Origin of the sequence: Streptomyces subrutilus (assembly GCF_001746425.1) — a bacterium.
GTDB classification, from domain to species: domain Bacteria; phylum Actinomycetota; class Actinomycetes; order Streptomycetales; family Streptomycetaceae; genus Streptomyces; species Streptomyces subrutilus_A.
On the sequence record NZ_MEHK01000001.1, the window covers coordinates 2,867,749 to 2,894,477 of the forward strand.

Annotated in this window: 19 protein-coding genes, 3 tRNA genes and 4 pseudogenes; 7 read left to right on the forward strand and 19 right to left on the reverse strand. The window is 72.8% G+C overall.

The annotated features are described in order from the left end of the window. Positions 1-42: 42 nt before the first annotated feature. The 4 genes and pseudogenes from BGK67_RS13915 (at position 43) to BGK67_RS13930 (ending at position 1,811) form a co-directional block, all read left to right on the forward strand. Entirely contained in the window at positions 43-615 is a 573-nt protein-coding gene (locus tag BGK67_RS13915) for an NADPH-dependent FMN reductase (protein ID WP_069920397.1), read from the forward strand. Positions 616-697: 82 nt separating this feature from the next. Beyond that, complete coding sequence (locus BGK67_RS13920; protein WP_069920398.1) at positions 698-1,042, forward strand: hypothetical protein; 345 nt, start codon at positions 698-700, stop codon at positions 1,040-1,042. A gap of 110 nt (positions 1,043-1,152) precedes the next feature. After that, a pseudogene (locus tag BGK67_RS13925) lies at positions 1,153-1,747 on the forward strand (bifunctional DNA primase/polymerase). Beyond that, positions 1,738-1,811 (forward strand) — tRNA-Lys (locus tag BGK67_RS13930). The pseudogene BGK67_RS13925 and the gene BGK67_RS13930 overlap by 10 nt, the downstream one beginning before the upstream one ends. A 61-nt stretch (positions 1,812-1,872) precedes the next feature. On the opposite strand, the gene BGK67_RS13935 is transcribed toward BGK67_RS13930, so the two are convergent. Further along, positions 1,873-3,108 (reverse strand): M6 family metalloprotease domain-containing protein, encoded by a 1,236-nt coding sequence (locus tag BGK67_RS13935; protein WP_432215446.1) that lies wholly within the window; start codon positions 3,106-3,108, stop codon positions 1,873-1,875. A 345-nt stretch (positions 3,109-3,453) separates the two neighbouring features. Between BGK67_RS13935 and BGK67_RS13940 the strand changes: the two genes are divergently transcribed. Further along, a complete protein-coding gene (locus BGK67_RS13940) occupies positions 3,454-5,373 on the forward strand; it encodes a putative bifunctional diguanylate cyclase/phosphodiesterase (protein WP_244291583.1) in 1,920 nt (639 codons plus the stop codon). A gap of 45 nt (positions 5,374-5,418) precedes the next feature. Here BGK67_RS13940 and BGK67_RS13945 read toward each other — a convergent pair whose 3' ends face one another. Beyond that, complete coding sequence (locus tag BGK67_RS13945; RefSeq protein ID WP_069920401.1) at positions 5,419-7,104, reverse strand: glycosyl hydrolase family 18 protein; 1,686 nt, start codon at positions 7,102-7,104, stop codon at positions 5,419-5,421. Between the two features lie 253 nt (positions 7,105-7,357). Then, positions 7,358-8,469 (reverse strand): annotated as a pseudogene (locus BGK67_RS13950) (LLM class flavin-dependent oxidoreductase). A gap of 230 nt (positions 8,470-8,699) precedes the next feature. Between BGK67_RS13950 and BGK67_RS13955 the strand changes: the two are divergent. After that, a pseudogene (locus BGK67_RS13955) lies at positions 8,700-9,457 on the forward strand (IclR family transcriptional regulator). A 90-nt stretch (positions 9,458-9,547) separates the two neighbouring features. Here BGK67_RS13955 and BGK67_RS13960 read toward each other — a convergent pair. From BGK67_RS13960 to BGK67_RS13980, 5 genes and pseudogenes are all read right to left on the reverse strand, one after another. Beyond that, positions 9,548-9,621, reverse strand: a tRNA-Lys gene (locus tag BGK67_RS13960). Between the two features lie 96 nt (positions 9,622-9,717). Then, positions 9,718-11,395, reverse strand: a pseudogene (locus BGK67_RS13965) (AMP-binding protein). A 26-nt stretch (positions 11,396-11,421) separates the two neighbouring features. After that, entirely contained in the window at positions 11,422-12,015 is a 594-nt protein-coding gene (locus BGK67_RS13970; protein ID WP_069920402.1) for a lytic polysaccharide monooxygenase auxiliary activity family 9 protein, read from the reverse strand. 186 nt (positions 12,016-12,201) lie between these two features. Further along, positions 12,202-13,701 (reverse strand): SPFH domain-containing protein, encoded by a 1,500-nt coding sequence (locus BGK67_RS13975; protein WP_244291206.1) that lies wholly within the window; start codon positions 13,699-13,701, stop codon positions 12,202-12,204. A gap of 562 nt (positions 13,702-14,263) precedes the next feature. Then, complete coding sequence (locus BGK67_RS13980) at positions 14,264-15,592, reverse strand: peptidoglycan-binding protein (RefSeq protein ID WP_069923843.1); 1,329 nt, start codon at positions 15,590-15,592, stop codon at positions 14,264-14,266. 222 nt (positions 15,593-15,814) lie between these two features. Here BGK67_RS13980 and BGK67_RS13985 point away from each other — a divergent pair. Then, positions 15,815-15,888: transfer RNA gene (locus BGK67_RS13985), tRNA-Lys, on the forward strand. Between the two features lie 69 nt (positions 15,889-15,957). On the opposite strand, the gene BGK67_RS13990 is transcribed toward BGK67_RS13985, so the two are convergent. From BGK67_RS13990 to BGK67_RS14040, 11 genes are all read right to left on the reverse strand, one after another. Further along, positions 15,958-16,617, reverse strand: a complete 660-nt coding sequence (locus BGK67_RS13990; RefSeq protein WP_069923844.1) for a class F sortase — start codon at positions 16,615-16,617, stop codon at positions 15,958-15,960. Positions 16,618-16,680: 63 nt separating this feature from the next. Further along, complete coding sequence (locus tag BGK67_RS13995; protein ID WP_069920403.1) at positions 16,681-17,289, reverse strand: hypothetical protein; 609 nt, start codon at positions 17,287-17,289, stop codon at positions 16,681-16,683. 82 nt (positions 17,290-17,371) lie between these two features. Beyond that, positions 17,372-18,151: an HAD-IIA family hydrolase gene (locus BGK67_RS14000; protein WP_069920404.1), complete on the reverse strand. Its 780-nt coding sequence runs from the start codon at positions 18,149-18,151 to the stop codon at positions 17,372-17,374. Positions 18,152-18,270: 119 nt separating this feature from the next. Next, positions 18,271-19,797 carry an alkaline phosphatase family protein gene (locus BGK67_RS14005; protein WP_069920405.1) on the reverse strand — a complete coding sequence of 509 codons (1,527 nt, stop codon included), beginning with the start codon at positions 19,795-19,797 and terminating at the stop codon, positions 18,271-18,273. A 161-nt stretch (positions 19,798-19,958) separates the two neighbouring features. Continuing rightward, positions 19,959-21,038, reverse strand: coding sequence for a 2-aminoethylphosphonate ABC transporter substrate-binding protein (locus tag BGK67_RS14010; protein ID WP_069920406.1), 1,080 nt, complete (start codon positions 21,036-21,038; stop codon positions 19,959-19,961). Between the two features lie 76 nt (positions 21,039-21,114). After that, a complete protein-coding gene (locus tag BGK67_RS14015; protein WP_069920407.1) occupies positions 21,115-21,912 on the reverse strand; it encodes an ABC transporter permease in 798 nt (265 codons plus the stop codon). Next, positions 21,899-22,900, reverse strand: a complete 1,002-nt coding sequence (locus BGK67_RS14020) for a 2-aminoethylphosphonate ABC transporter permease subunit (RefSeq protein WP_432215447.1) — start codon at positions 22,898-22,900, stop codon at positions 21,899-21,901. The genes BGK67_RS14015 and BGK67_RS14020 overlap by 14 nt, the downstream gene beginning before the upstream one ends. Then, complete coding sequence (locus BGK67_RS14025; protein WP_069920408.1) at positions 22,893-23,942, reverse strand: ABC transporter ATP-binding protein; 1,050 nt, start codon at positions 23,940-23,942, stop codon at positions 22,893-22,895. The genes BGK67_RS14020 and BGK67_RS14025 overlap by 8 nt, the downstream gene beginning before the upstream one ends. Continuing rightward, on the reverse strand, positions 23,939-24,649 hold the full coding sequence (locus BGK67_RS14030; RefSeq protein WP_069920409.1) for a phosphonatase-like hydrolase: 711 nt from the start codon (positions 24,647-24,649) through the stop codon (positions 23,939-23,941). The genes BGK67_RS14025 and BGK67_RS14030 overlap by 4 nt, the downstream gene beginning before the upstream one ends. Positions 24,650-24,654: 5 nt before the next feature. Next, positions 24,655-25,776 (reverse strand): TIGR03364 family FAD-dependent oxidoreductase, encoded by a 1,122-nt coding sequence (locus BGK67_RS14035; RefSeq protein ID WP_069923846.1) that lies wholly within the window; start codon positions 25,774-25,776, stop codon positions 24,655-24,657. Between the two features lie 149 nt (positions 25,777-25,925). Further along, positions 25,926-26,690 (reverse strand): GntR family transcriptional regulator, encoded by a 765-nt coding sequence (locus BGK67_RS14040; protein ID WP_069920410.1) that lies wholly within the window; start codon positions 26,688-26,690, stop codon positions 25,926-25,928. Positions 26,691-26,729 lie beyond the last annotated feature (39 nt).

The window sequence follows — 26,729 nt, forward strand, 5'->3', positions numbered from 1 at the left end:
CACGTCAACAATTTCACGCACCGATGACCGGGAGTCCCCACCGTGACCCGTCTGCACGTCCTCTCCGCCGCCACCCGCCCCACCTCCTCCGGCCGCCCCCTCGCCCAGTGGGTCGCCGAGCAGGCCCGCGCCCGCGGCGGCTTCGAGGTCACCCCCGTCGACCTCGCCGAGATCGCGCTGCCGTTCCTGGACGAGCCCGAGAACGCCGCCAGCGGCGTCTACGCCCACCAGCACACCCGGGAGTGGAGCGCGCTGGTCGACGCGGCGGACGCCTTCCTCTTCGTCATGCCGATGTACAACGGCGGCTTCACCGCACCGTTCAAGAACGCGATCGACTTCCTCTACCGCGAGTGGCAGGGCAAGCCGGTCGGCATCGTCAGCTACAGCGGCGGCGTCACGGGCGGCGCCCCGGCCGCCGAGATGCTGCTGCCGGTGCTCACCCGGGTCGGCATGCGGCCCGCCGGGCGGTCCGTCGCGGTCCCCGGCATCGGGGGCCTGGTCGGACCCGAGGGCTTCGAGGCGCCCGCGGGCCTCGCGCAGGAGCTGGCCGGCGTACTCGACGACGTGGCGGAGCTGGCGGCGGCGGAGCCCGCCGCCGAGGCCGTCACCGTGTGAGCCCCGTCCCGGTGCGGTCTTGCGGGGCGTTGGACAATGGACGGTGGCCCGGCAGCAACGCACGCGCAGCAGGAGGACAGGCATGGCAGAGCCCGAGCGGACCGAGCGGAGGCTTCGGCCCGCACCACTGCTCTTCGAGCCCTCCGAGGCCGCCACGGATCCGGAGCACTTCTTCGACCTGGAGTCGATCGAGGACCCTCGCGAGCTGCTGGCCCGTGCGACCGAGCTGACGCTGGCCTTCCGGGCCGCGCAGGAGCGGGCGGTGGAGTTCCAGGCGCTGGCGGCGGCGCAGCTGGCGGACCCCCGGCGGTTCGACCGGCTCTCGCCGGCGCTCATCGCGGAGCAGGCGGAGTGGACCGAGGACTACGCCCGCAAGATGATCGAGTTCGGCGAGTCCCTCCGGCGCGACGCGGGCCCGGAAGCCTGAGCGGGCGCGGCTGGCATATGCGGGGCGCAACATACCCCAGCGGTGCCCGCCGTGTCCCGGATTCCGGTAACTCCCGGAGACCGGAACGTTACGCCGGGTAGACCTGGAGCATGACGACGCTGACGACGGCCCCCGGACGCCCCGCCCTCCCCGACGTACGCACCGCATCCGCCGCCCACGTCACCCCGCAGGGCGCCGCCTGGCTCGCCTCCGCCTGCGCGCGGCCGGGGGCCACCCTGGCGGCCTGGGAGGCCCGGCCCACCGCGCCCGCGGTGCTGCCCTGCGGGAGCGCCTTCGACGTAGTCAACGTCCCGGCCGTGTTCGGGCGCCGGATCCTGGACCTGCTCTGGGCCGAAGGCCCCGGCTGCGGGCCGGTCGCCGTGCACCGGGGCCGGATGCTGCTCTTCGCCGCCACCGGGACGGCCCACCGGCTCCCCGCCCTGCTGGCGTGGGAGGAGTGGGGAGGCTCCCGTACCGTTGCGGCGCCGCTGTGCCACGGGCTCGGCGACGCCGTCACGGTGCCGCCGCTCGCGGCCGTCCCGGGCCCGTCCCGCTGGCTGGTGGCCCCCGACGCGCGCAGGCCCTGGCTGCCGGGACCCGAGGCCCTGCTGTGGGCCTTCGTCCGGGCGGCCCGAGCTGCGGATATCGATTTTTAGTTCCGCGGAACCTCCTGGTAATGTCTACGACGTCAGCAGGCGCCGCTAGCTCAGTTGGTTAGAGCAGCTGACTCTTAATCAGCGGGTCCGGGGTTCGAGTCCCTGGCGGCGCACAGACGGAAGAAGACCCCCACTCCTCGGAGCGGGGGTCTTCTTCGTTCCGGGTACGGCCGGCTAGGTGGTGATCTTCACCGTGTACGCGCCCGACTGGGTCCGGTCGGCCACCTCGACGGTGATCCGCTCCCCCGGCACGGTGTACGTCTCGCCCACCTCCAGCGGCGCGTCCGCGAGCGGCGGGTAGACCGAGCGGTCCCAGCAGGCCTCCGTCTCCGGGTGCGCGTCCAGGACCTCGATCGGGCCGCCGCCCGACGCCGCCTCGTTGCGCACCCGGTAGACCAGGACCCCTTCCGTGCAGGTGTCCCCGTCGTTGCCGGCCGAGCCGCGCGCCTCGACGGCGATCGCGCTGCCGGGGCCCGTACGGATCACGGCGAGCCGGGTCCCGCCCGTGCCGCCCCGCACCGGGGCCTCGGCCAGCGGCTGGAGGGTGTGCAGCGAGGAGCCCGACTGGACGCAGTCCACCTGGCCGGGGTCGAGCCAGCCCAGCTTCCACTTGTGCCAGGCGAAGAGATCCGGGGCCATGCCGAACTGGCTGCCCATCACGTCCCAGTCCCCGACGTGGGTGTCCCAGTCGCCCTTGCCGTCCGTCGGCCGGTGGTAGAGGTCGGGCAGGTCGAAGACGTGGCCGGTCTCGTGGGCGAGCACGTTGCGGTCCGGCGGGTGCCGTTCGAAGACGGTGACGATCCGCCGCAGGTCCGCGCCGTCGGCGCGGATCGGACGGTCGAAGTTGACGACCTTCGTGGCATCGGAGTCCACCCCGGGCGCGTCCGGGTCGGCCACGAAGTAGACGACGTCGTACTTGCCGAAGTCCACCTGGGCGTCGGCGGTCGCGACCGCGTCGCGCAGGTAGGCCGCCCGGTCCTCCGGGGCCCAGTCGCGCTGTATCCCGTACGCGGTGGACGGCTTGGGCATCCGGATCCACTGCTTCTGCGGATGCGGGACGAGGCGGAAGCGGCCGTACGAGGCCCGCTCGAAGAAGTCGCTGGTGGCGGGGAAGTAGTCGCCGGCGATCTCCTCGGGGGACAGGGCGGTCCGGTGGTCGGGGAAGGAGAGGAAGACCATGACCGCGTCGAGGGAGCGCTCGGGCCGCGGGTAGGCGCCGTTCCAGGTGTCGAGGCCGAGCGAATGGTGCGCGGCCGTACGGGTCAGGGCGCAGGGACCGGCTCCGGAATCGGCCACGGCGGGCCCCGCGACGAGCGACATGGCGGCGAGCGCCGTGAGGGAGGTGAGGGCCGCGCCCGTGCTTCGGAGGCGCGGGCGGTCCACTCCCCCGGGTGTCACCTGTCGCGTCACATCGACCTCCGGTGGTGGATTTGTTCCTGTTCGTCCACCTTGAGGTGCTTGCCGTACCAATGCCCTGTTGCCCTGCCCCACACGAGTGAGCATTCCGGCAAGCCGGTGACCCTTGGCCTTCACTCGATTGCCTACAGAACGTCACGATCGATCACGCGAGATCAGCAGGCGCCTCCGCGTGCGCAAAGCCGCGCAGAAACGATCGCCCCAGGGAGGGCCGCCACTCCGTCATCACGCCGAACTCCCGCCCCCCGCACGGCGACGCCGCTGGATAGGGCCTCCGGCAGCCTCTATGATCGGCACACTTTCCTGCACGGACACTCACGAGCACTGCGGGAGCCAACGGTGAGCGGAACCTCTGAAGGAACCGGTTCGGCGGCCGACAGCATCCGATCGGCCATTACGGAGCGTCACGCGGCAGTGTCGGTAACGGCAGTTCCGCCGCGCGCCGAGTCCGAGCGGCGCGACTACCGGGCCGCCTTCAACGCGGCCCACCTCCCCATGGCCGTCGTCGACCGCGACGGGTACGTCGTCACCGCCAACGAGGCCTTCGCCTGCCTGCTGGGCGCCGAGCCGCACGCGCTCGTCCGCCGGCCGGCCGCCGACCTGGTGGACCTGGCCGCGGAGGCCCGCACCTGGGCCGCCTACCAGGAGGTGCTGCGCGGGCGGCAGGCCCGGCTGCGCTGTACCCGGCGCCTCAAACACCCCGACGGGCATTCGCTGTGGACCGAGGTCACCCTGGGGCCCGTACCGGGGACCGGCGACGTCCTGCTGTCCGTCGCCGACATCAGCGACCGGCGCGATCTCCAGGCGCGCCTGCGCCACCTCCAGATGCACGACCCCGTCACCCGGCTGCCCAACCGGGCGCTGTTCTTCGAGCGGCTCTCCACGGCGCTGGAGGCGTCCTCGTACGAACACGGCGGCGGGACCGGCCGGATCGGCCTGTGCTACCTGGACCTCGACGGCTTCAAGGCGGTCAACGACACCCTCGGCCACCGCGTCGGCGACCGGCTGCTGGCCGCCGTCGCCGCCCGGCTGACCCAGTGCGCCGACCAGTCCGGATACGGGCGCACGAGCGGGCACCTGGTCGCGCGGCTCGGGGGCGACGAGTTCGCCCTGCTGGTGGAGGACTCCACGGGCACGGAACAGCTCGCGGACCTGGCGCGCAGCGTACTGGCCGCCGTCCAGGAGCCGTTCGACCTGTCCGGGCAGCGGCTGTCGGTCTCCGCGTCGATCGGGGTGGTGGAGCGGGCGGCGGCCGGCACCTCGGCGACGGGGCTGATGCAGGCCGCCGACACGACCCTGTACTGGGCGAAGGCGGACGGCAAGGCCCGCTGGACCCTCTTCGACCCGGAGCGCAACGCGCACCGCATGACGCGCCAGGCGCTGTCCTCGACGCTGCGGCCCGCCGTGTTGCGGGGCGAGTTCGAGCTGGAGTACCAGCCGCTGGTGGACCTGGAGAGCGGGGCGGTGCGCGGGGTCGAGGCCCTGGTGCGCTGGAAGCACCCGCAGTTCGGCACGCTGACGCCGAATCGGTTCATCGGGATCGCCGAAGAGGACGGGTCCATCGTCCAGTTGGGGCAGTGGGTGCTGCGCACGGCCTGCCGCCAGGCGCGCCGCTGGCAGATCGAGCAGCCCAGCGACGCGCCCGTCTTCGTGTCGGTCAACGTGGCCGTGCGCCAGGTGTGGGACTCGGACCTGGTGGGCGACGTCGCGGAGATCCTGGCCGAGACGGGGCTCGCCCCGCAGCTGCTCCAGCTGGAGCTGACCGAGTCGGCCGTGATGGGCTCGGCCGGCCGGCCGCTGCAGGCCCTGCAGGCGCTCAGCGACATGGGCGTGCGGATCGCGATCGACGACTTCGGCACCGGGTACTCGAACCTCGCCTACCTGAGCCGGCTGCCGGTGTCGGTGCTGAAGCTGGACGGGTCCTTCGTACGGGGCTTCCGCTATGACGAGGGCACGCACCCGAACCCGGCCGACGAGACGATCGTCGAGGCCCTGGTCCAGCTCGCCCACCGGCTGGGCCTGACGGTCACCGCGGAGTGCGTGGAGACGGCGGGCCAGGCGGCCCGGCTGCGCCGCGTCGGCTGCGACACGGGCCAGGGCTGGCTGTACTCCCGCGCGGTGGCGCCGGAGGTGATCGCCGGCATGATCGACCGCCAGGCCGCCGCGGCGTCCGCCGCGGCCTCCGCTCCGTCCGCCGCCGCGGCCTCCGCCACCACGGCCGCGCCGTCCGACGGACCTGCCCCGCACCCCCTCGTCTGAGGGGGATGCGGGGCAGGCCGCCGCTCGGCGCGGGGTGGGGGGAGATCAGCAGGCGCCGAGGTCCTTCCAGACACCCCATTCACCGGTGGTGCCCGGCGTCTCGTTCTGCGTCCACCACTGGGCCTTGTACTTGCGGCCGTTGTGCGAGACCTCGCTGCCGCCCGTGTAGACGGTGCCCGCGACGTAGGCCGGGGTCGAGCCGCAGCCCGTGGTCGGCGGGGTCGTCGGCGGCGTGGTCGGCGGGGTGGTGGGAGGCGTCGTGGGCGGGGTGGTCGGCGGCACGGTGGTCCCGCCGAGGGCGTCCGAGATCTGGTTCAGCAGCGTGGTGTTGTTGTCCAGGCCGAGGAGCGAGTACATCATCGCGCCGGCCAGGCCGCGCTGCTTGCCGTAGTCGACCCGGGCCTGGATGGAGCGCTGGTTCAGGCCCGTGAAGAACTCGCCGTCCTTGTAGAAGTAGGAGGACTTGGACTGGTCGTCCCAGAAGGTGGTCGCCGCGTTGTCGACGATCCCGCCGAGCTCCTTGTAGTGCGCGATGCCCGCCTGCTGGCTGAGCGGCCGGGCGGCCGAGCCGCCGGTCGCGCTCTGCGCCAGGCCATGGGTGGTGCCGGCCGGCACCCCCTTCCAGCCGCGGTAGTAGAACTCGTAGCCCAGGGTCAGCTTGTCGGCGGGGAAGCCGCCCGCGATGCCGTAGGCGGGGTTGCCGTCGATCCAGGAGTCGATGGCGTTGTCGATGCTGTACTTCTCGGTGCCCGGGGCGATCGGGTCGGTCGGGTCGGCGGCCGAGGGGTACAGCGGGGACTGGTGGTACGTCGGCCCGTCGCCGTCCCAGGCGCCGTGCATGTCGTACGTCATGATGTTCGCGTAGTCGAGGTACGCGCCGATCTTGTCCGTCTCGATGTACTTGATCTTGTCCTGGCCGGCCGGGAGCGCCGCGGTCAGCAGGTACTTCTTGCCGCCGTTGGCCGCGCCCTCGGCGTCGAGCTGCTTGCGGAACTCCGCCAGCAGCAGGGTGAAGTTCTGCTTGTCCTCGGGGCCGTAGTGGTTGCCCAGGTGGCCGCCGGAGGAACCGGGGTACTCCCAGTCGATGTCGATGCCGTCGAAGATGCCGGCCGCGGTGCCGGGGCCGCCGTAGCCGCCCTCCACCGGGAGGTCGCCCTTGATGTACTGCTTGATGCAGGAGGCGACGAGCTTCTTGCGGGAGGCGTCGGTCTTGGCCGCGTCGTGGAAGAACTTGGAGTAGGTCCAGCCGCCCAGCGAGATGTTGATCTTCAGGTGGGGGTATTTGGCCTTCAGTTCCTTGAACTGGTTGAAGACGCCCACGATCGGCTGGTCCCACTTGTCGGCGACGCCGTCCACGCTGTCCGCCGCGCTGAAGGACTTCTGGTAGTCGGCGTACGAGTCCCCCGCGCCGTCCCCGGCGTTGGGGTTGTTGTCGTCGCCCGCCGCCTTGTTCGCCTCGAAACAGGTGAGGTCGGTGGGGTGGATGTTGCCGAACGAGTAGTTGATCACGTCCAGCTTGCCGGCTATCCCCCGCGTGTCCAGGTGCTTGGGGTAGAAGGCGTTCCCGTACACGCTCCACTGGTCGTAGTAGGCGATGCGGACGCCGCCGGCCGCGGCGCCGGCCGCCGAGCCCGCGGCCTGGGCGGTACCGAGCCCGGCGAAGGAGGCGAGCGCACCGGCTGCCAGCGCGGCCGTGGCGGCGGCCGCGATGAGGGGTTTACGGATGTGCATGAACTGCCTCCGGGGGTGGGAGGGGAGGGCATCAGCTTCAGGTGAGAGAAGTGATAGCGATCACGCCACGCCCCAGTCAATGGTTTGGACCAAAGAAGGACTAGACCACTGCGCGGCCAAATGTGCTCGTCAGAGACCTGAACGCACATCAGAAACCGCTCGCCACCCCGGGTGACGAGCGGTTTAAGGATGTCTTAGGCCACCTTCCGGCAAGGTTTCGGCAACAAACCAGCCGAACCCCGTTTTCCTGCGCTCACCCTTGGGCCGGGACCTCCGCCGGCATCCCGTACGCATCTGCGACGAGCCCGTAGGAGCGCAGCCGGGCCTCGCCGCTGTGCGCGTTGGCGGTCAGCATCAGCTCGTCCGCGCCCGTCCGCTCGGCCAGGCCGTCGAGTCCGGCGCGCACCTCGTCGGGGTGCCGTGCACGATGTTCGCGATCCAGCCGTCCACGAACTCCCGCTCCAGCGGCGAGAACGGGTACGCCGCGGCCTCCTCGGGCGTCGGGACCAGCCCGGGCCGCCCGCTGCGCAGCCGCAGCATCGACAGCGCTCCCGTGAGCACTTGGGCCCGGGCCTCCCCGGCGGTGTCCGCGGCCAGCGCCGCGACCCCGATGAGGGCGTACGGGGCGTCCAGGACGGCCGAGGGGCGGAAGCTCTGCCGGTAGAGGTCGAGCGCGGGCAGGGTGCCGGCCGCCGAGAAGTGGTGGGCGTAGGCGAAGGGCAGCCCGAGCTCGCCGGCCAGGCGGGCGCTGAAGCCGGAGGAGCCGAGCAGCCACAGCGGCGGCCGCCCGGCGGGCCCCTGGACCGGGCCCGGCACGGCGTGCACGCGGGCGTACGGGTGCCCGTCCGGGAAGTCGTCGTCGAGGAACCGGGTGAGCTCCGCGAGCTGCCGCGGGAACTCCTCCGCGGCCTCGTCGAGGCGGCCGGCCCCGCGCAGCGCCATGGCCGTGCGCCCGTCGGTGCCGGGAGCCCGGCCGAGGCCGAGGTCGATGCGGCCCGGGGCGAGGGCCTCCAGGGTGCCGAACTGCTCGGCGACGGCGAGCGGGGCGTGGTTGGGCAGCATGACCCCGCCCGAGCCGAGCCGGATGCGCGAGGTGTGCGCGGCCAGGTGGGCCAGGATCACGGCCGGGGAGGAGCTGGCGACCCCGGGCATGGAGTGGTGCTCGGCGACCCAGTGGCGGTGGTAGCCGCGGGACTCGGCGAGCCGGGCGATGTCCACGCTGGTGCGCAGGGAGGCGTGGGCGGTACTGCCGGCGCCCACGGTGACGAGGTCCAGGACCGAGAGCGGTACGGGCGCACTGCCCCGGGCCGTGCCGTGGACGGCGCCCCGGCCCTCCTGGCGATACGCGTCCCCGGTGTCACTCATCGTCGCTCCCGTCTCGATCCGTCGTCCGTACGAAGAATTCGAACCGTGGGCGGCGGCCGGGCATTCCCGGCACAACCGGGCCAGTGAACGTGACCATGGCATATGCCAAGGGAGTAGATCCTGACGGGGCGGCGTGATCGAGCCATCAATCTCCTCAACAGGCGCTCCACATGGGCCTCTTGATGGCTATCGTGGTAGGGCAAGCGGTAACAACCTGCTAGGGGGAAACCGTGGCGCTGAAGCCCGAGCCGACCGCGCCGTTCCACTCGGTGCAGTACGCACTGCGCGTACTCGAAACGATCGCACGGCACACCGGCGGTGTGACCGATGTGCAGATCGCGCGTGAGACCGGCCTGCCCGCAGTCCATCTCGCCCCGATGCTGCTCATGCTGCGCCGGGAGGGATATGTCCTGCAGGTGTCCGACGGCGCCTACGCCATAGGGGATTCCCTCGTCCTGCTCGGCTCCGGCGTCGACCGCCAGCAAGCGCTGACGGACAAGCTCCAGGAGACCCTGGACCGGCTGCGCGACTCCGTGGGGCGGCGGTCTACATCAGCCGGTACGTGGACGGTGAGGTCAGGATCACGCAGTTCGCGGACAGCCCGCGCACGCCGAAGGTCCACGAGTGGGTCGACTTCCGCTCGGCGGCGCACGCCAGCGCGGTCGGCAAGTGCCTGCTGACCCAGCTCGACCTCAACGGGCGGCGCGACCACCTGTCCCGCCACAAGATCGCGCGGCTCACGTCGAAGACGATCGTGAACGAGCGGATCCTGTTCTCCAAGCTGGACGCCCAGCCGGCCACCGTGCCCGTGCTGGACCTCCAGGAATACGCCGTGGGCACCGTCTGCGCGGCCGTCCCGATCACGGCCGGGGCCTCGGTGGGCTGCCTCGCCCTGTCGATGCCGGTCGAGCACGCCCACCGGCTGCGGGCCGCGGCGGACACCCTCAACCGGAAGGCCGCGCCGCTGCTCCTGTCGCTCACCCTGTAGCGGGGGTGCCCCGACCGGGCCCGCCCGCCAGCGGGGCCGGAAAACACTTCGGGCGGTTCCCGGTGAACCGGAAACCGCCCGAAGGACAGGTGCGCCGCCAGGGACTCGAACCCCGGACCCGCTGATTAAGAGTCAGCTGCTCTAACCAACTGAGCTAGCGGCGCCTGCTGACAGAGAAAATACTACCTGCTCCCCAGGGGTGCTCAAAACCATTACCGGCGGAGGTGCCCGAGGACCGCCGGGACCCGGCCGCAGCAGGGCTAGCGGTCCAGGAGGGTCGCTCGGGCCTGGGCTTCGTACTGCGACAGGAGCACCGCGAGGTCGGCCTCGGTCAGCGGCCGGTAGGACCCCGTACGGGAACGGTGCCAGACCGGGTCGGGGCACCTGAAGCCGGCCCGGCGCAGGGCCACCCGGTGGACCTTGTTCGTCGCGGTGACCGGCATCCCCGGCACGATCCTGACGTACCGCGGCGCCATCTTCGTCCCCAGGTCCGGCTGCGCGGCCAGGAACGCCGCGAACGCCTCAGGGTCGAAGCGCGCCCCCGCCCGCAGGGCCACGGCCGCCATGACCTGGTCCCCGCGACCTCGTCCGGCACCGCGTACACCGCCACCGCCGCCGCGTCGGACCACCGCGCCAGGATGTTCTCGATCACCGCCGCGGCCAGGTTCTCGCTGTCGACCCGCAGTCGGTCGTCCGTACGGCCCGCGAAGTACAGGAAGCCCGCGGCGTCGCGGAAGAAGAGGTCGCCGGTCCAGTACCAGCCGTCCCGGGTGCGGGCGGCCTCCGCGTCCGGGTTGCGCCAGTACCCCTCGAACAGGCTCCGGCCGCGGTTGACCAGTTCCCCGATCGCCGCCGAGCCGTTCAGCAGCCGTCCGTCCGCGTCCAGCACCGCGGCCGGGCACTCGGCCCCCGTCTCCGGGTCGATCACCGCGAGGTCGTCCCCTCCCCGGCCCGGCCCAGCGCACCCGGCGGGGTGTCCGGCGTCTGCTGGACGGAGGCGCCGCCCTCGGTGGCCCCGTAGCCCTCCACCAGCGGGACGCCGAACCGTTCGGCGAAGCGCGCCGCGTCCACCGCCCCGGCCTCGGTGCCGAAGCCGAGCCGCAGGGAGTGCTCGCGGTCGTCGGGACGCGGCTCGGTGGCCAGCAGGTACTGGACGGCCCGCCCGACGTAGGTGAAGTACGTCGCCCCGTACGCGCGTACGTCGTCCAGGAACGCGGAGGCGGAGAAGCGCCGGCGCAGCGCCGCCGACGCCCCGCCCGCGAGCGCCGGGAGCCAGTCGGCGATGACCGCGTTGCCGTGGAAGAGCGGCATGCAGACGTAGTGGACGTCCTGCGGGGTGACCGAGAACCGGCGGGCCAGCGCGGACCCGGCCGCCGCGAGCCGGCCCTGGGTGCAGATGGCGGCTTTGGGGGCGCCGGTGGAACCGGAGGTGAAGTAGAGGAGCAGCCGGGAGTCCGGGCCGGGGGTCCCCAGCGTCGCCTCGCCGGGCTTGGCGCCGGCGTAGGGGGCGAGCAGGGCCTCGTACTCCTCGGTGTCCGTGACCAGGAGGCGTACGCCGGGCAGGTCGAGGCCGCGCAGCAGCGGCAGGTGGGCCCGCTCGGTCACCAGGATCCGGCAGTCGGTGTGCAGGATGTCGCGGGCCAGCTCGGGTCCGCGCCGGGTGGGGTTGATCCCGGCGACGGCGGCCCCCGCGAGGGCCGCCGCGCCGAGCCAGAACGGGAACTCGGGGGTGTTGTCCAGCAGCACCCCGAGGTGCGGCTCGGCCCCCGGGGGCATGAGGTCGACGAGGAGCGCGGCGCGCGCGGCGGCCTCCTGGGCGGTCCGGTGGTGGCTGAGGACGGTGTGTCCGGTGTCCTCGTACTTCAGCCCCGGCCTGTGGTCGCCCCATCGGCGTGCCACGAGTTCCGCGACGGTCTCGGGTGCAGTTGTCGTCCGCATGCCGCCGGAGATTAGCTGACGTTGCGTCAGAATTGAACGTCGGAGCAGGCGTAGAAGGCCATCGGGGTGTCGTTGACGGTCCAGACGGCCAGGATCAGGTGCCGGCCCGTCTTGCCGCTCGGCATGGCGCCCTGGTGGACGGTGGTCATGGCGGGCCGTGCGCCGTTGTAGGCGACGGTGAGGAAGGGCTGGGGGTCGAGGTCGGCGCGGGTGAGGGCCTTGGTCCCGTTCCAGCCGTTCTTGGTGACGTAGTACTTGAAGTCGGTGGTGGAGTGGTTGGCGGTGAACTGCCACCGGAAGCCGTAGCTCTGCCCGCTGGTCACCTTGGTGGTGGGCCAGGCCCCGCCGCGCGGGTTGTCGAGCTCGGCGAACTGCGGGAGGCCGGCGGAACATATCTTGCCGTCGGCGGGCCCGGCGGCCGGGAAGCCCTTGAAGCCCTCGACGCTCTGCGGCTCCCACTGGATGGCGCCGCAGTTGGTGACGGTCTTGTTGGCGCAGAGCTTCTGGCGGCTGATGGGGGTGTCGGTGTAGCCGTGGCTGCTGGCACTGGGGGCGCCGAGGAGGGTGATTCCGGCGACGAGGCCGAGGCCGAGCGCGGCGGCGCCCGCCCGTCCGGGCATGCGGAGGTTACGCATGATGCTCCTTGAACATGGGGGGGTTCGGCGAGAGCGTGCGCACGCGTGGGGATGTGATCTCAGGTCTAGACCAAGTTCCAGACTATTGACGGGAGTTGGCCATGTCCATACCAAAGGGAGAACGGGTGGTCCGGTCGATTCCGGCCACCCGTTCGCGCACCGCCGAGGGCGCTACTCGCCGCGCCCCGTGTAGAAGGCGACCGTGAGGTCCTTCACGAGTGCCTTGCGCTCGTAGTCGTCGAGCTCGACGAGCCCGCGCGAGGTCAGCCGGTGGACGGTGTCGTCGACGGCGTCCACGACCGAGGACAGCACGGCGTCCCGGTGCTTCGCGTCGATCGCCGCGACCCGGCGGCGGCGCATCGCCTCTGCGACCTCGGGCGCGTACTCGATCCGGGTCGGCTGGGCCGAGAAGACCTCGATCCCGACGGCCTCGGTCTCGGCCGCCAGCATCCGGGTCAGCGCGTCGCCGACGGCCTCGGTGTCGCGCAGGGTCGGCGCGTCCTCGTGGAAGGCGTCGGCGGGGAGCCGGGACAGCACGCGGGCCATGGCGGACTCGACCTGCTCGGCCAGGTACTCCACGTGGTCCTCGACGGCCAGGGCGGCCCTGGCCGTGTCCCTGACCTGCCAGACCACCTGGACGACGACCTGGAGGGCGAGGCCGCCGGAGTCCACGGCGGGCATGGGGTCGCTGCGCCAGTGCCGCAGCCGCACGTCGACCCGGCGGCGCAGGAGGAGGGGGCTGATCCAGGTGAGCCCGGTACGGCGGACCGTGCCGCGGTAGCGGCCGAAGAGGGTGAGCACCCAGGCGTGGCCGGCGCGGGAGCGGCCGAGGCCGCCGAGTGCGAGGAGGGCGACGATGCCGAGGAAGGCGAGCGGGGGCCAGTGGGTGGCGGACAGGCCCCGGTAGGCGCGCGGGGCGCCGCCGAAGGCAGCCACCACCGTGTCCGGGACGGCCCCGGCCCGCCAGAGCACGGCCGCGCAGCCGGCCAGGGCGAGCCCGCCGATGCCGACGCCGATCCACCCGGGCAGCACCGGGCCGCGGTGCTCCCGGAGCCGTTCGTCCACCCGCGGAGCCCGCCGGCCGGGGGCGGGGCGGGGGGCGGGAGCCGGCCGGGGGGCGCGGGCCGGGGCCGGAGCCTGGGTCGGGGCGGGCGGGCTCTTCTTCTGCGCACCGAGGAACGGCAGGTGAACGGGCACCTCGGTGACGGCCGCGCCGCGGAGCGGGGCGCCGTGCGGGACGGGGCCTTCCTGGGCCGCGTCCTCCTCTTCCAGCCCGCGCGCCACGGCCTGCGCGACGATCTCGGCCACCCCGGGCCCGGGCACCCCGGACCGCGCGGGGGCGGGCTGGGCCTCGGCCTCCGGCTCCACCTCGGGCGCGGGCGCGGGCCCGTCTGCTGCGACCTCCGGCTCCGCGGGGGCAGGGGCGGGGGCCGGAACGGGCCGGGGGTTCGACTCAGGCCGGGCCGCGACCTGGTGCTGCGCGGGGGCCGGAACGCTCGCGGGCGCGGGCCGGGGGTCCGGTCCGGGCCCGGCAACCGGCGCGGGACGGGGGTTCGGCTCGGGCTCGAACCCGGCCCTCGGCTCGGCAGGCGCGGGTACGGGCGCAGGCGCGAACGCCGGTCGGGGCGCGGTCGCCTGGGCGGCGCGCGGGTCCGGACCGTGTCCTGCCACGGGCTCCGGCTGCGGGGGCGTTGGCGCCGGAACGGCCGCCGGCCTGGGCATCGACCCGGGGGCGGGGGCTGGCCTCTGGGCGGCGGGCTCCGGGTGCGGCCGGAGTTCCGGGTTCGGTTCCGGGTTCGGTTCCGGGTTCGGCCGGAGGCCCGCCCCCGGCGGGAGTTCCGGCCGGGGCGGCGGGGCAGCGGCCCCGGTCGCGGTGTCGGGGACGCGCAGGCGCAGCGTGGCCGTGCCGGCCTGGGTCGCTTCGGCCTGGGGTGGGGGATGTCCAGGCCCGTGTGCACCGGTTCGGGTTCGTCGGCCTGGGCCCGGGCGGCCGGCACCTCGGGCCCGGCCGCCACGAGGACCGCCGGGACGGTGGCCCAGCCCGTCGAGGTCTCGCCCGAAAGCGAGGGCGGGCCCGGCTGCGGAGCCGGCTGCGGAGCGGGGCGCGGGGCCGCACCCCGCACCGGCTCCGGGGCCGGAGCGGCCGCCGCGGCCAGGGCAGGGGCGGCCACCGCCGGCACCCGGAAGGTGCCCGTGGCCGAGGTGGTGCGCGTGGGGTACATCGTGTCCTCCGTCATGCGAACAGCCGGCGCCAGGTTTCCGGGCCCGGGTAGCCGTTGGCCGCGGCACCGCGCCAGCCCTGCGCGCGCTGGAAGGCCTCGACGTTGCGGCGGTCGGCCTCGCTCCAGCGCGGCCCGGGACCGGACGTGTAGTGCTTGCCGAAGCCCTTCTTGATCAGTTGGCGGCCGAGGGCGGCGATCGCCTCGTGCGACGAGCCCGGGCGGAACGCCGAGGCCCCGGGGTAGGCCCGTACCCCGCCCGGCCCCGGCGCGGCCCCCACCGTCGGCGGGATGTTCTTGCCCTGGCGCTCGACCAGCAGCCGCCAGGTGTGCGCCCCCGGGATGCCGTCCGCGTCGGCGCCGGTCCACCCCTGGGCGGCCTGGAAGGCCTTGGTGGCCAGCCGGTCGTGCTCGCTCCACGTCCGGTCGGCCACCCCCTTCGGGTAGAACCGGTACGCGCCGCGCTCGATCAGCATCCGCCCCAGCCGGGCCACGTGGTCGTTGGTCTGCCCCGGCCCGAACTTCCCGGCGCCCGGGAACACCGTCGAGTCACCCGGGGCGGGCGCCGGCGGCGCGGGATCGTCGGGCACGATCCCGCCCGTGACCCCGTTGAACCGGTAGGGGACGTACTTCGACCCGTTGCTCCAGTAGCCGTAGGGAGTGGCCAGCTTGCGCGTCGTGGGCCGGGTCTGCTCGTAGGCGATGTAGTGGGTCTGCGTCACGTCGGCCCAGCCGCCGAAGAGGACCACGTGGGAGCCGTTGTTGGGGTCCGCGGGGTTGTGGAAGAGGAGCATGTCCCCCGGCAGCAGATCGGCCTTGGTGATCTTCTTGGCGAACTTGTCGAGGCTGCCGGTCCACTCGTTCGAGCCGAGGTTCCAGGCCATCGAGACGTAGCCCGAGCAGTCCTGCCGGTATCCGTCCGTCCAGTACTGGGACATGCTGTACGGGACCTTCGCGTCCAGCCACGCCTTCGCCCGGTTGATGATCGTCGTCCGGTCGATCCGCTTCACCCCGGAGGGCGCGCCCGGCTTGCCCACCGGACCGCCCTTCGGCCCGTGCAGCGGGGCCCGGCCGCCCTGCGGGGTGCCGGGGCCCGGGTCGTCCGGCGCGGCCGGCCCGGCGGCCGGGGCGGCCACCGCCACCGCGGCCGCGCCGCCACCGCCCAGGACCACCCCGGCGGCGGTGGCCAGGACCAGCGCCCGGCGGGCCCCGCGGGCGGCGGGGTGCCCCCCGTCCCTCGGCCGTATGGCCCGCGCGCCGGCCAGGGAGCGGCGACGCTGGGCGCACCCCAGGCACGCGCAGTCGCCCGCGGGCTCGTACTCCTCGAAGGCGGGCATCGGCATCGGCGTCTGCACATGCGTCGGAGGCTGCATCGTCATGCGGTTCCGTCCACTCCCCTACTCGTCCACTGGTCAGCCGGAACCGACATCTGGCGGGTCATCAGATGCGGCACGGCCAGACATATCGTGCACGACAAACCTCTTAAACATGGGTTAATCGGACAAGGCGGGCGTGGCTGGTCACGAGCACCTCTCGAGGTGGGGTAAAGTTTTCCCTGTCAGCAAGCGCCGCTAGCTCAGTTGGTTAGAGCAGCTGACTCTTAATCAGCGGGTCCGGGGTTCGAGTCCCTGGCGGCGCACAGACGGAGGAAGCCCCTCGCAGCGAAAGCTGCGAGGGGCTTCTTCGTGCTCCGGGGGTACGGCGGACGCTAGACCGCCGTGCCGGGCCGGACCCCGGCGCCCGTCAGATAGGCGGAGACCACCACGTTCGCCGTGTACTCCTTGGCCGCCTTGTCGTAGGTTCCGCCGCAGGTCACCAGCCTCAGCTCGGCCCGGCCCCGGACCCGCTGGCCGTACACCTTGTGCGCGTCGAAGGCCGCGCGCTCGTAGACCCGTACGTCCTCGATGGTGAACTCGGCGACCGAGCCGTCCGCCCGCACCACCCGCACCTTCTCGCCCGGCTGCGCCGAGCTCAGCCCGTAGAACACGGCCGGCTTCGACTTCGTGTCCACGTGCCCCACCATCAGCGCTGCCCCGGCGGCCCCCGGCTGCACTCCGCCGCTCCACCAGCCGACCGTGCCCGGGCTGCCGTAGGGCGGCGGCTCGATCGCACCGTCCGCGTCCAGGCCCCGGGGGATCACCGGAGCCTGGACGCCTATGGAGGGCACGTCGACGCGTTGGGGCAGAGCCGCCGCCAGGGGGGCGTGGGCCGCGGGCAGGACCTGGCCCCCCGCCCCGCCGGCCTGGCCGGCGAGCGGGGCCGGGACCCCGGTGATCTGCCGGCCCCACAGCCACAGGCCCAGGACCAGCACCGACCAGGCGGCGAAGGTCAGCAGCCGGCCGCCGCCGGAGGACTTGCCCTCGCTCATGCGCCCTTCGCTCGTGCGCCACTCGTTCATGCGCGGCCCGCCCGGTCGCCGCCCGCCCGCTGCTCAGTCACCGCTGCGGCGGCGGCGCAGGGCCAGCGCCCGGCCCGCGACGGCCAGGACGGCCGCGGCGGCCAGGACGGCGCCGATGACCGTGTGCGGCACCCCCGGGCCCCCGTCGCCGTGCTCGTCCTCCCTGGCGGCGGCGGTCAGCCGGGAGGACTCCGCGAGCTCGGCGGACATGCCGCCGCCGCCCGCGTGGACCGGCCACACCGGGGAAGCGTGGTGGCTCGGCCGGCGGTGGGAGATCTCGAGGGAGCCGCTGACCTTGTCGTGGCCGTCACAGGTCACCCGCACGGAGTGCCGGCCCGGATGGGCGTGCGAGCTGATCGTCACCTCGCCGTAGAGCGGGCTGCGGCCGCCGTCACGGCCGTAAAGTTCGGCGTCCGCCACGAAGGCGGAGGATTTGGCCGCGCCCCTGGTGCCGTCGCACCCGTGGACGCGCAGCTTGACCTGCGCTCCCGGGTGGGCCGGGTTCGGATCGACCGAGACTCTGCCGCCGCGGCCGCCGCGGTCCTCCTCGCCCGCGAGGGCGGTGGGCGCGCTCACCGCGGAGAACGCTGTCAGGGCGACGGCCACCCCGGCGGCACGGAGAGCGATGTGAACACTGCGCATGGTGAACCTCCTCAACAAGGAGATTCACGCGCGGTACGCCGCTCCGCATCCGGAGCGGCGCCGTACGTGTCAGCCGAACGACTTAAACGAGGTCCACCAGGTCGGCGATGGAGTCGACGGTCTTCGTGGGCCGGTACGGGAACCGCTCGGTGTCCGCGACCGAGGTCAGGCCGGTGAGGACCAGGAAGGTCTGCATGCCCGCCTCCAGCCCGGCCAGCACGTCGGTGTCCATCCGGTCGCCGATCATCGCGCTGGTCTCCGAGTGCGCGCCGATCGCGTTGAGGCCGGTCCGCATCATCAGCGGGTTGGGCTTGCCCGCGAAGTACGGCTTCTTGCCGGTGGCCTTGGTGATCAGCGCGGCGACCGCGCCGGTGGCCGGGAGCGGGCCCTCGGTGGAGGGGCCGGTCTCGTCCGGGTTGGTGCAGATGAAGCGGGCGCCCGCGTTGATCAGGCGGACCGCCTTCGTCATGGCCTCGAAGCTGTACGTCCGGGTCTCGCCCAGGACCACGTAGTCGGGCTCGTGGTCGGTCAGGATGTAGCCGATGTCGTGCAGGGCGGTGGTCAGGCCGGCCTCTCCGATGACGTACGCGGTGCCGCCGGGGCGCTGGTCGTCGAGGAACTTGGCGGTGGCCAGCGCGGAGGTCCAGATGTTCTCGACGGGGACGTCGAGGCCCATCCGGTGAAGCCGGGCCTGGAGGTCGCGCGGGGTGTAGATCGAGTTGTTGGTCAGCACCAGGAAGGGCTTGCCGGACTCGCGCAGCCGCTTGATGAAGGCATCGGCTCCGGGGATCGGGGTGCCCTCGTGGATCAGGACCCCGTCCATGTCCGTGAGCCAGGATTCGATCGGCTTGCGCTCTGCCACTGGACTGTTCTCCGCTCTCGGTGGCGTCTGACCTCTGTGACCTCTGGTCTCTACCACCCTATCGGGGCCGGGTCGGGGACGTACGGGGCGTCCACGGCCCGGACCCCGGGGGCCGGGGCTCAGCCCAGGCGGACGTTGTCGACGGTCCAGTACCAGTTGTTGTCACCGCTGTAGCGGAAGCGGACCTGGACGTCCGTGGCACCGGCCGGGACCTGGAGGTTCAGGGACTCGGCCCTGGCCACGGCGTCGGCGGTGTAGCTCTTGACGACGGTGGGGGCGGCGCCGTTGTAGGAGACCAGGACCTGGGCGCTCTGCCCGGCCTCGTGACGGTAGTGCGTCTGGAAGGTCAGGTTCCTGGTGGTGCCGCCGGTGACCGCCCACTTCGGGGTGATCAGGGTGGAGTCGAAGCCGCCGGTGTGGCTCTTGTCGTCCCACTCGTCGGAGTCGGCGACGGCGAAGACATCCCGGGAGCGGACGTTCAGCTCGCGCCACTGGTCGCGCTGGGCCTGGCTCCAGAACTCATCGGTGGCGAAGGCCCAGCCGGCCCACTCGGTGACACCGCCCGTGCCCATCCTGGAGTTGTCCACGGACCAGCCCGCGGGCGGGGTGCGGGTGAAGCCCTTCGTGCCCGCCGGGATGCCCGTCTCGTCCACGCGGGCCTGGAGGTTCGGGCGCAGGGTGTCGAAGGGGTCGCTGTCGGGGGCGTTCAGCGGGACCCCGTCCAGCGGGGCGGTGGAGACGCCGACCTGCGCCAGCGCGGTCGCGGCCACGTCGACGAGCTTGACGTCGTCGCGCACCGAACCGGCCGCGATGCCCGCGCCCTTGGCGATGACGAAGGTCCCGCGCTCCTGGATGGTGGAGCCGCCGTGGCCGCCGGAGTTGGTGTGGCCGTGGTCGGTGGTGACCAGGATCTTCCAGTTCTCCTGGGCGTACGCCGGGCGGTTCTGTACGGCGGTCAGCACCTGGCCGATCAGCTTGTCCACGCGGCCGATGGCGTCGAGGTACTGCTGGCTGGCGGCGCCGTAGGAGTGGCCGGCGATGTCGATCTCGCCGAGGTAGACGAACGCCGCGTCGGGGTTGTGGCCCTGCAGCTCGGCGGCGGCCGCGGCGGCGATCTTGGGGTCCTCGCTGCCGTAGCCGTCGCGGTCGCCCTTGAGGGAGAGACGCTTGTCGACCTTGGCGGAGAAGATCGGGCCGCCCGCGTCGGTGGAGGTGACGGGCTCCCAGTCGGCGGCCGCGTACGTGTTGAGCTCCGGCTTGGCGTTCTCGATGCGGGTGAGGAAGTCCGGGTGGGCGGCGTAGTTCTTGCCGGAGAAGGAGTTGTCCTTCACGCCGTGCTTGTCGGGCCACACCCCGGTGGCGATGGTGGACCAGCCGGGGCCGGAGGAGGTGGCGGCCATCGGGTTCGCGTACAGGGTGCTGCGGGCGGTCAGGCCTTGGGCCATCAGGCCCTTCAGGTGCGGGGCGTTGGCGGCCTTGACGCGGTCGAGGACCGCGCCGTCGATGCCGATGACGAGCACCTTGTCGGTGTTGGCCGCGGCGGCGTCCGCGGCGCCGGCCGGGGTGGCCAGGGCGGACGCGGCGATCAGGGCGGCGGCGGAAGCGGTCACGGCGATGACGCGTCGTCCGGGCAGGGCAGTGGACACGTACTCCTCCTGGGGAGCAGGTGAGCGGCGAAGGTGCGGGGACATGCGCGAGAGCACCCCGGACGGTATCCGGGGAGGGGTCAGAACCGAAGGGGCACGTCGGCCCAGACCCGTTACGCAAGCGAAACTTTTTCGGACCAGGGTGGCCGGGAAGTGACCGGTCAGCTGCCGGTGGCCGACTTCCACGCGTCCACGTAGGCGGTGAGGTTGGCGTCGATGTCGGCCCAGTTCGGCTCGAAGACCTCGACCCCCGTCATGATCCTGGTCAGCTCCACGGCGTTGGCATCGGTCGGCTTGACGTCGGTGCGCGCCGGGAAGCCCCCGCCGACCCCGCTGACCAGCTGCTGCGCCTCCTCGCTGAGCAGGTAGTCGAGGAGCTTCTTGCCGTTCTCGGTGTGCGGGGCCTTGTCGACGAGGCCGGCCGCGTACGGCAGGGCGAAGGTGGTGGGCTTGCCGCCGTCCTTCGCGGGGAACCAGATGCCGAGGTTCGGCATGGACTTGGACTGCGCGAAGTTCATCTGGACGTCGCCGTTGGCGACGAGCAGCTCGCCCTTGTCGGTCTTCGGCGCCAGTTTGCTGGTGGAGGAGGACGGGCCGACGTTGTTCGCCTGGAGCTTCTTCAGGTACTCCATGGCCGGCTCCTTGCCGCCGAAGTCGTGCATCGACTTGATGAGGACGGCGGTGCCGTCGCCCGCGACGCCCGGGGTGGAGTACTGCAGCTTGCCCTTGAACTTGGGGTCCAGCAGCTCCTCCCAGGTCCTGGGGGCCTCGGCCAGCTCCTTCTTATTGAAGACGAAGCCGAAGTAGTTGTTGACGACGGAGGTCCACTTGCCGTCGGCGGCCTTGTCGGCACCGTTGACCATCTCGGAGCCCTGCGGCGTGTAGGCCCGGAGGAGGCCCTTGCCGTCGGCCTGCTGGATGAAGGGCGGAAGGGTGATCAGTACGTCGGCCTGGGTGTTGGTCTTCTCGCGGACGGCGCGCTGCACCATCTCGCCCGAGCCGCCCTCGACGTACTTGACCTCGATGCCGGTCTTCTTGGTGAACTCGGCGAAGACCTCGTCGTACCAGCCGTCGCCCTTCTCGCCCTTGAGGCCGTCGGCGCTGTAGACGGTGACGACCTTCGCCTCCCCGCCTTTGCCGGAGCCGGCGGTGGCGGAGCCGCCGCAGGCGGTGAGGGAGACGGCGAGGGCCAGGCTGCCGGTGAGGGCGGCGGCGGTACGGAGCAGGAGCTTGCTGGGCATGGAACTTCCTTACGGCGAAAGGGAGTCGGCAGGGAGTCGGCAAGGGATCGGCAGGAGTGCGGCGGGAGCACGGAGGTCAGCGGTAGGAGGCCTTGGTGCGGATGCGGGAGACGGCCGGCAGGACGAGCAGGGTGGTGGCCATCAGCACCACCGCGACGGCGGACCCGCTGAACAGCGAGCCGCGGTCGGTGGCGGTGAAGATCCGGACCGGGAGGGGCATCCAGTCCGGCGGGTAGAGCATCATCGTGGCGCTCAGCTCGCCCATGGACAGGGCGAAGCAGAGCCCCGCGGCCGCGGTGAGGGACGGCAGCAGGAGCGGGAGCCTGACCCGCCACAGCACGTAGCCGGGGCGGGCCCCGAGGGAGGCCGCGGCCTGCTCGTACGCGGGGTCGAGCCGTACGATCGCCGCCGAGACCGACTGGTGGGCGAACGCCGTGACGAGGATCGTGTGCGTCAGGACGACGATCGAGCCGGTGCCGGTGAGGAGCAGCGGCGGCCGACTGAAGGCGACGAGCACGGCGAGGCCGACGACCACCGACGGCACGGCGACGGGCAGCATGAACAGCGCGTCCAGGGACCGTTTGCCGCGCTTGCCGAGGGCCGCGCCGGCCAGCGCCGCCCAGGTGCCGACGGTGAGCGCGAGCAGGCTGGCGGCCACGGCGGTGACGAGGCTGGTGGTCAGGGCCTGGAGGGACTCGCCCCGCACGGCGGAGGCGTAGTTCGCCGTGGTCGGGCCGGAGGGGAAGGCTCCGGACCAGTGGGTGGCGAAGGAGGCCGCGACCACCACGAGCAGGGGCAGGGCGAAGAGGGGCAGGAAGAGGAGGCCGAACAGGCTCCAGACGGCCCAGCGGCCCGTCGCGCTATGCACCAGCACGTTTGCTCACCACCCGGTAGAGGCCGAACAGGCCGACGGAGATCACGATGTTGACGACGGCGACCACGCAGGCGGCCGCGTAGTCGGATTCGAGGATGGCCTTGCCGTAGACGAGCATCGGGAGGGTCGTGACGTCCTTGGCTCCGGTGAACAGGACGATCCCGAACTCGTTGAGGCACATGACGAGGACGAGGCTGCCGCCCGCGGCCAGCGCGGGCAGCGCCTCGGGCAGGATCACCTGCCGGATGATCCGCGCGGGCCGGGCGCCGAGGCCGGCGGCGACCTCCAGCTGGGCGGTGTCCAGCTGCGAGAAGGCGGCGAGCAGGGGGCGCATCACGAAGGGCGTGAAGTACGTGATCTCCGCGAGCAGGACGCCCCACGGCGTGGTCAGGAAGTGGAAGGGACCGTCGGCGGCGCCGGTGAAGTCGGTCCAGACGCCGTTGGCCATGCCGACGGTGCCGTAGATGAAGAGGAGCGCGAGGGTGATGAGGAAGGAGGGGAAGGAGAGGAAGACGTCGATGAACTTCGCGACGGCTCGGGCCCCCGGGAAGGGCACGAAGGCGATGACGAGCGCGAGCGCGAAGCCGAGGACGAGACATCCGGCGGTGGCCCCGACGGCCAGCCAGACGGTGGTCCCGAGCGCGTCGCGGAAGCTCTGCGAGGCGAAGACGGAGGCGTACGCGTCGAAGGCGCCGCCGCCGTTCTCGGGCCGGAGCGACTGCTGGACGACCAGTGCGAGCGGATACAGGAACACCACCCCGAGCACGGCCACGGGCGGCAACACCCACACACTCCGCGACAGCCCCTTCCGCCCCGCCGGGGGCGTATTCAGCCCCGCCGGCGTTTGAGGCGCGGGGTCCGAGGCGGAGCCCCGGGCCTCCCGGGAGGCCAGCCCGGCCGGGACCAGGAGGCCGGTGGCCGCGGGGGCTTCGCCCGGGGGCGTGCCCACGGCCGCCCCGGGTGCGGCTGGGCGCGAGGCGTCACGCATCGGACACCCCCGCCCCCAGCAGCACCGCGTCCCGCGGCTCGAAGTGCAGCGTGACCCGGTCCCCCAGCGCGGGCGTCTCCCGCAGTTCGGGCAGGTCCGCCTTCACGCGGTGGCCGTCGACGTCGACGTACAGCCGGTGCGTCGAGCCGCGCCACTGGACCTCGGCGATGCGCCCGCTCAGCGCGTTCGGGCCGTCCCCGAGGCCGAGCAGGTGCGGCCGTACGCACAGGGTCGCGGTGGACCCCGGCACGGCCCGGCCGCGGTCGAGAACCAGCGGGCGGCCCGCGAAGAGCGCCCCGCCCTCCGCCACGGTGACCGGCAGCAGGTTCGCGTTGCCGACGAAGGACGCGGTGAACTCGGTGCGCGGCGCCCGGTACAGCTCCTGCGGGGCCCCGCAGTCCTGGAGCCGGGCCCTGTCCATGACGGCGATCCGGTCGGCCAGGGTGAGCGCCTCGACCTGGTCGTGGGTGACGTACAGGATGGAGACGTCGGGCAGTTCACGGTGCAGGCGGGCGAGTTCGGCGAGCATCCCGGAGCGCAGCTGCGCGTCGAGCGCGGACAGCGGCTCGTCGAGCAGGAGCACGCCCGGGCGGATCGCGAGGGCGCGGGCGATGGCCACGCGCTGCTGCTGGCCGCCCGACAGCTCGCGCGGATGGCGCTTGGCGTAGGCCGCCATGCCGGTCATCTCCAGGGCCTCGGCGACCCGGCCGGCTATCTCGGCCTTGGGCGCCTTCTGGGCCTTGAGGCCGAAGGCGACGTTCGCCTCGACCCGCATGTGCGGGAACAGCGCGTACTGCTGGACGACCATGCCGATGCCGCGCTTGTGCGGCGGCAGGGCGGTGACGTCCCGGCCGCCGATCAGGACCCGGCCCGCGGCGGGCCGTACGAAACCGGCGACCGCCCGCAGCGCGGTGGTCTTGCCCGAGCCGGAGGGGCCGAGCAGCGCCATCACCTCGCCGGGCTCGACGGTCAGGTCGAGGCGGTCCAGGACGGTGGTACCGCCGTAGGCGACGCTGACCCCGTCGAAGCGGATGCCGCTCACGCCGACTCCGCGAGCAGCTGAGGGAGTTCGGCGACGGAGCCGAGGACGTGGGTGGCGCCGTGCCCGGTCAGGGCGGCGCGGTCGTGGGCGCCGGTGAGGACGCCCGCCACGATCCCGGCGCCGGAGCGGCGGCCGCTGAGCATGTCGTAGGCGGTGTCGCCCGCGACGACCATCTCGCGTACGTCGTCCACGGCGCCCGTGCGCAGGAACGCGGCCAGCACCATGTCGGGGTACGGGCGTCCGCGGCCGCCCGCGTCGGCGGGGCAGAGGGTGAGGTCGGCCAGGCCCTGCCAGCCCAGGGCGTCGAGGATGGCGTCCTGGGTGACGCGGGCGAAGCCGGTGGTGAGGGCGACGGTGCGGCCGTCGGCGCGGAGCTTCTCGATGGCCTCGCGGGCTCCGGGGAGCGGAGTGACCAGGCCGCCGTCGACGAGTTCCCCGTACGCCTCCTCGAAGGCGGAGTTGGCGCGCCGGGCGAGCTCCTCCGTGCCGAAGAGGTGGCGGAAGACGGAGATCTTCGACTCGCCCATGGTGTCGCGCACGTACTGGAGCTTCTCGGCGTGGCCGGCGCTGCCCGGCTCGACGCCGAGGCGCTCGGCGGCGCGCTCGAAGGCCCGCTCGACGAGGCCGCCGTCGGCGACGGTGGTGCCGGCCATGTCCAGGACGATCAGGTGGTGCGTGCGGTTGTCCGTGCTGTTCTTCTCGGTCATCTGACTTACCAGCCCAGTTCGTTCGCGGTGGTCTCGGCCAGGGCGGGCGAGCAGGTCATGCCGCGGCCGCCGGGCCCGGTCACCAGCCAGACGCCGTCGGCCACCTGCTGGCGGTGGACGACGCGGGTGGTGTCGGTGCACTGCGCGTACACGCCCGCCCAGCGGTGCCTGATCTTCGGCAGGGGGCGGCCCAGGAAGGACTCGGCCACCTCGGTGAGGTGCTCGTAGGGGTCTTCGAGGGTGTCGAACGCGAAGGGGTGCTCGTACTCGTGGGTGTCACCGATGGTCAGTGCGCCGTCCAGGCGCTGGACCATCAGCAGCTGCATCCCGTGCGCGGCGGCGACCGGCGCCTGCGCCTGCGCGGAGTTGAGCGCGTCGAGGGCCGGGGAGGTGTAGGCCGGGTAGTAGCGGAAGCTGTCGGCGTCCGCGACGGAGGTGGTCAGCGGCTCGCCGAGCGGGGCGGTCTGCATCATCTGCAGCCGGACGCGGCGCACGGGCAAGCCGGGGACCAGCTCGCGGACCAGACCGGACAGCCAGGCTCCGGTGGCCAGGACGACGGCGTCGCCGCGGTGGACGTCGCCGTGGTCGTCACGGACGGCGCCCGGGCCCGTGACCTCGCGGACTTCCCGGCCGGGGAGGAAGGTGTACCGGCCGGTGGCCCTCAGGGCCTCCCGCAGGCGGAGCTGCGCGGTGCGCGGTTCGACGGCCGCGTCCCGCTCGCACCACAGGGCGGCCTCGAAGGCGCCGCGCAGGGCCGGGTTGGCCTTTCGGGCCTCCGCGGCGGTGAGCAGCTCGTAGCCGCGGGAGGCGGCGTCGGGGCGGGCGGCGGCCGCCTCGGCGACCGCGTACTCGCGGGCGTTGCGGACGGGGGTGAGGGAACCGATGGCGCGAAATCCCAGGCCCGGGACCCGCTCTCCGATCCGCTCCCAGAGCTCACGGGCCCGCAGGGCGGTGTCGAGTTCCTCACCGCCGGCTCTTCCGCTCACCCAGATCTGGCCGAAATTGCGCAGTGACGCACCGCGGGCCTCCGCCTCTCGCTCGATCTGCACGACCTCGTGGCCGCGTTCGACTGCTTGCCAGGCGTGCATGGTGCCGACCACGCCGCCTCCGACGACTATGACTCTCACGGCGTCCACGGTGGGCGCGGCCCGCGACCCGGGGGGATCGGGTGGGCGACGGGGTGGTGAACAGCCTCCCAAGCTTGGACTAGACCCGTTACCTTTCTGTGATATCAGTACGGCTCCCTTCCCTGGGTTGTGGACCGGTCCGTGCGGGTCTACTCGGGCCGCAGTCGGGTCGTGAAGCTGAACCGGTCGCCACGGTAGAGCGAACGCACCCGCTCCAGCGGCCGGCCGTCCTGGTCCCGGGAGAAGCGGTGGATGAGCAGCATGGGGAGAGCGGGCGGGGTGCCGATCAGCAGGGCCTCGCGGGGTGTGGCGAGGACCGTCTCCAGCTTCTCGTCGGCGTCGCCGAAGGAGATGCCGAGGCGTTCGCGCAGGTAGCCGTAGAAGGAGGAGTCCGGCTGGAAATCGCTGTCGAGCCGGGGCGCCCGGGCCGCTCGGATGTACGTGCTCTCCAGGCCGACCCGTTCGTCGTCGGCCAGCAGGACCCGCTCCAGGTGCCAGACCGGCTCACCGGCCTCGGCGCCGATGCCGGGGGCGAGGTCGGGCGGGCACGGGAAGCGCTCCAGCCCGATGAGGTGGCGGCCCGGGCGGCGGCCCTGGCGGCGGACCCCTTCAGTGTAGCTCGCCAGCGACAGCGGCTGCTCCAGCTTCGGTCCGGCGACGACGGTCCCCCGGCCGGCGCGGCGCAGACGGCCTTCGAGCAACAGCTCGCGCAGGGCCTGGCGGACGGTCTCGCGGGACACCCCGTACCGCTCGGCGAGATCCCGCTCGGTGGGCAGCGTTCCGCCTTCGCCGAGCTCGTCGAGGAGCTCGGCGATGCGGGCCTTGACGGCGTAGTACTTCGGGATGCGGCCGTGCTCGGGGATGCCGGAGCGGACGGGCGAGCCCGGACGGTGGTGCTGGGTCTGTTCATCCACGCTGGGACTCTATGCGGGGCGGGTGTACGCGAATCCACG